Source organism: Candidatus Deferrimicrobiaceae bacterium, from assembly GCA_035256765.1.
Classification (GTDB): domain Bacteria; phylum Desulfobacterota; class Deferrimicrobia; order Deferrimicrobiales; family Deferrimicrobiaceae; genus CSP1-8.
In genome coordinates, this window is record DATEXR010000186.1 from 1 (window position 1) to 3,784 (window position 3,784).

General features: G+C 65.1%; 3 protein-coding genes. 1 reads left to right on the forward strand and 2 read right to left on the reverse strand.

What is annotated here, in order from left to right; all coding sequences use genetic code 11:
* Positions 1 to 241: 241 nt before the first annotated feature.
* Positions 242 to 1,600, reverse strand: a complete 1,359-nt coding sequence (locus VJ307_06290; GenBank protein ID HJX73749.1) for a DUF4147 domain-containing protein — start codon at positions 1,598 to 1,600, stop codon at positions 242 to 244.
* Between the two features lie 27 nt (positions 1,601 to 1,627).
* Entirely contained in the window at positions 1,628 to 2,521 is an 894-nt protein-coding gene (locus tag VJ307_06295; protein ID HJX73750.1) for a radical SAM protein, read from the reverse strand.
* A 376-nt stretch (positions 2,522 to 2,897) separates the two neighbouring features.
* Between VJ307_06295 and VJ307_06300 the strand changes: the two genes are divergently transcribed.
* Positions 2,898 to 3,784: sensor domain-containing diguanylate cyclase (locus tag VJ307_06300; protein ID HJX73751.1), on the forward strand; the 887-nt coding region annotated here is incomplete at its 3' end.

The window sequence follows — 3,784 nt, forward strand, 5'->3', positions numbered from 1 at the left end:
GATCGTGGCGGGCGAGAGGACCTGCCCCATCTTCTTGGAAATGGTGCGCGAGCCGACGGGCTCCGCCGATTCGATGTAATCTTCGACGATGAGGCGAAGCACCTTCGCTCCTCGGTCATCCAGCACTACCGTCATTTTCCCTTTCCCGGGGAGGAATTTAGCACTCGAACAGGAAGAGTGCTAAACTGTAATGTACCAACCCGGAGCGACCGGTGTCAAGGCGCGGCAGACCTTTGGGGACTCACCGTTTCTCCCGCCGCCCGGGGGCGATCACCCCGACCGCGATGTCCGCCACGTTCGTTCCGGTCGGACCGGTATGAAAGAGGTTGTTGAGCGCCGACAGAACTGCGTGGGAGTCGTTGTCGACGAGGTGGGCGCGGGGGGAGTACCCCTTGGTCCTTGCGCTCGCACAGGTGTCTCCGTAGGCGAACGCCCCGGCGGCGTCTGTGACGCCGTCGATCCCGTCCGTGGTCCCGCAGAGGATCCCCATATCCTCCACACCGTCCAGAGCGATCGCGGCGGCGAGGGCGAACTCTTGGCACCGGCCCCCTTTTCCTTTTCCGGTAACGGTCACCGTCGTCTGCCCCCCCGCAAGTAGAATGATCGTGTGCCCGGGGGACGTCATGTTCGACACCTTCCGCATTTCCGACACGAAAGCGCGCCCGCATTCCCGGGCCTCTCCCCGCAGGAACCCCGGCAGGGTGCGGACCATCGCCGCGCGGTCGCCCCTCGCGGCCACAGCGGCCGCCTCGAGGGCCGTCCGGTTGGTCGCGAGGACGGCCGCCATCACCCCTGCGAAGGCCGGGTCTCCCGGCTTGAGGGTCTCGGGGATCCTTCCGACATCCCCTGCCTCGAGATGCTCGCGCACGGAAGCCGGGACGTTCGGCAGGATCTTACGCCGCGCAAGAATGGTCAAGGCGTCCCGGTAGGTGGTGGGGTCAGGGGAAAACGGTCCGGAGGCGACGACGGACGGATCGGACCCGGGCACGTCGGAAAGAAGAAGCACCCACACGCGGGCGGGGTGTGCGGCCTCCGCCATCCGTCCCCCTTTCACCAGGGAGAGATGCTTCCGCACCGTGTTGATCTCGCCGATGTCCGCCCCCGAGTGCAGCAGGAATTGGACCACGCGCTGGTTTTCGCCGACGGAGATGCCCGCCGGTAACGTGGAGAGCATGGCGGAGCCGCCACCGGACAGGAGCGCAACGACGAGGTCATCTTCCCCCGCCTTCGACAAAAGGTCCATCACGCGCCGGGTGGCCTCCCTGCTCCCCTCGTCGGGGATGGGATCCCCGGCCTCGAGAAACGCGAGAGGCCCCCATTCCCCACCGGATCCTCGCGGCACGGCGAGAATCCCTGCCGTCGCCTTTTCACCCAAAACGCGGGAGGCCGCCTCCCCCATCTTCCTGGCGGCCTTGCCGCCCCCGACCACGTAGATGTTGCGCACCTCGTCCCAGCGGGCCGTGGCGAACACCCTTCCGCACCGGAGGGAAACCCCATCCCCCTCCCTCTGCAAGGCGGAAAGGACCAGCATTTCCGGGTTAACGGCCGCCACGGCGGCATGGAAAATCCTCTCCAGATAGGCTTTGGCCAGGGGATTCACCGACCTATCCTCCGCGTGATCCTGGGGTTACAGTCCGTCCAGGCGACTCAGGCCCTTTCTCAGGGCGTAGTCCCGAGCCTCCCGCCACTCGCTTTCCGCGGTCCGCCGGCCGATCTCCGGAAACTCGAGCGCCCGTCCGCACGGGCGGTACTGGTTCATCAGATTCAGGTACGTGTCCTTCCCGATCCCGTCGGCGAGAAAGTCGATCACTTCCCGGGTCGTCGAGGCCTCCCCGGGCATGACGAGGTGGCGGACGAGAAGCCCCCGGCGGGCGATCCCGTGGCGATCGAGGGAAAGAGGCCCCACCTGACGGGCCATTTCCGCAAGCGCCGCGCGCACCACCTCGGGATAATCCGGGGCGTCGCAGTACCGCGCCGCCGCCTCCGCGTCGAGGAACTTGACGTCGGGCATGTAGATGTCGACCACCCCCTCGAGCTGCCGCAGCGTATCCACGCTCTCGTACCCCCCGCAGTTGTACACCACCGGGATCGCCAGCCCGCGCGACGCGGCTATGGACAGGGCCTCCAGGACCTGGGGCGTCACATGCGTCGGGGTGACCAGGTTCAGGTTGTGGCAGCCCATCGAACGGATCGAAAGGAAGATGCCGGCGAGCCTCTCCGCGGACACCTCGCTCCCCTCGACCTGGTGGCTGATCTCGTAGTTCTGGCAGAAGACGCACCGGAGGTTGCAGCCGGAGAAGAAGACGGTCCCCGAGCCTTTGTACCCCACCAGGGGGGCTTCCTCGCCGAAGTGGGGGCCGAACGACGCCACCGCGACGTTCTTCCCGACGCCGCAGACGCCCCGTTCCCCCGCTTTCCGGTTCACCCGGCAGATCCGGGGGCAGATGTCGCACTCCGATAGCCTGGCGGCGAGATTCGCCGCCCGTTCGGGCAGGTCGCCGATGTCGGAAAAAGCGGTCATCCCCTGGATCCCCGGACCGCGGAGGGGTCTCCCCTTTCCGGTCCTGGGTTGTTGTTTCTCCGCGCGATTGGGGCCGCCCGGCGGATGGGTCATTCCCCCACCCGACCGCGCCACCGTTGCCCTGTATTGTACAGGGACGGAAGGGCCGCCGCAAAATCGCATTTCCGGTCGTCGGAAAGGCCCCGGCCCGAAGGGGGGGCGGGAAGATCGTTCGCGATTTTTCCAGGATCGGACCGGAATCTGAAACAAGGATATTTTATTCCGCCCTTTTTGTTGTTACTATCATCCCGAACGGGAATTCCCCCCACTGCCTCACGAAGTAGAAGGACAAGGGAAAGCGCACCGGATCCCGGAACGAGGAAGGGTTACAGAGGCGATGGGCCAGGACCTGTTTTCCCCCCTGATAGCGGTGGCCGCCATGGCGGGTGCCATATTGGGGTTCATCCTCGGATGGCTGATCCGCCAATCCACGGAGACCGAGGGCAAGACGGAAACCGAGCGCCTGATGCGGAGCTTTCAGGAACTGACCAACGAGATGACCAGGACGCAGGCGGAACTCCAACGGAAGAGGGAGATCGCCACCCATATCCCGATGATCGTGAGGAGCCTGACCGGGAGGTTGGCCATCACCGCCATCCCACCGATCGCCGTCCGGTTCATGAAGGAATTCTTCCACGCCTCCCAGGTCGGGTTCTTCGCCCCGGCCAAGGGGGAAACCCAGTTCACTCTGGTCGAGGGAGTCGGTTTCCCGGCGAACTGGAAAGGAAAGATCCGCGTCAGCCCCAAAGACGGAGTCCTGGGGATGGCCCTTTCCAACCGGGTCGTCACCACGAAGGAAGATCACATCTCGTCGAAAACAAAATGGCCGACGGGGTTGACCTCGCTGGAAAGGAACGGGATCATGGCGGATCTCGTGGCCCCGGTGACCATGGATTCGGAGGTCGTGGGCGCCCTCGTGGTGGTTTCGAGCGAAATCCGCCTGAGCGAGGAAATGGCCTTCGCATCGATGATGGCGGACCTGCTCGGCAACGCGTTCCAGCACGCCACGACGATCGAGTCGGCGGAGCAAAGCGCAGCGATCGACCCCCTGACCAGGGTCTACAGCCGGGGATATTTCACCCCGCGGTTCGAGGCGGAGTTGCGCCGCGCCCGGAACTACTCGCATCCCCTGACACTCCTCCTGTTCGACATCGACCACTTCAAGAAGGTCAACGACACGTACGGGCACCCGGCGGGGGACCTCATCCTGGTCAAACTGGGACA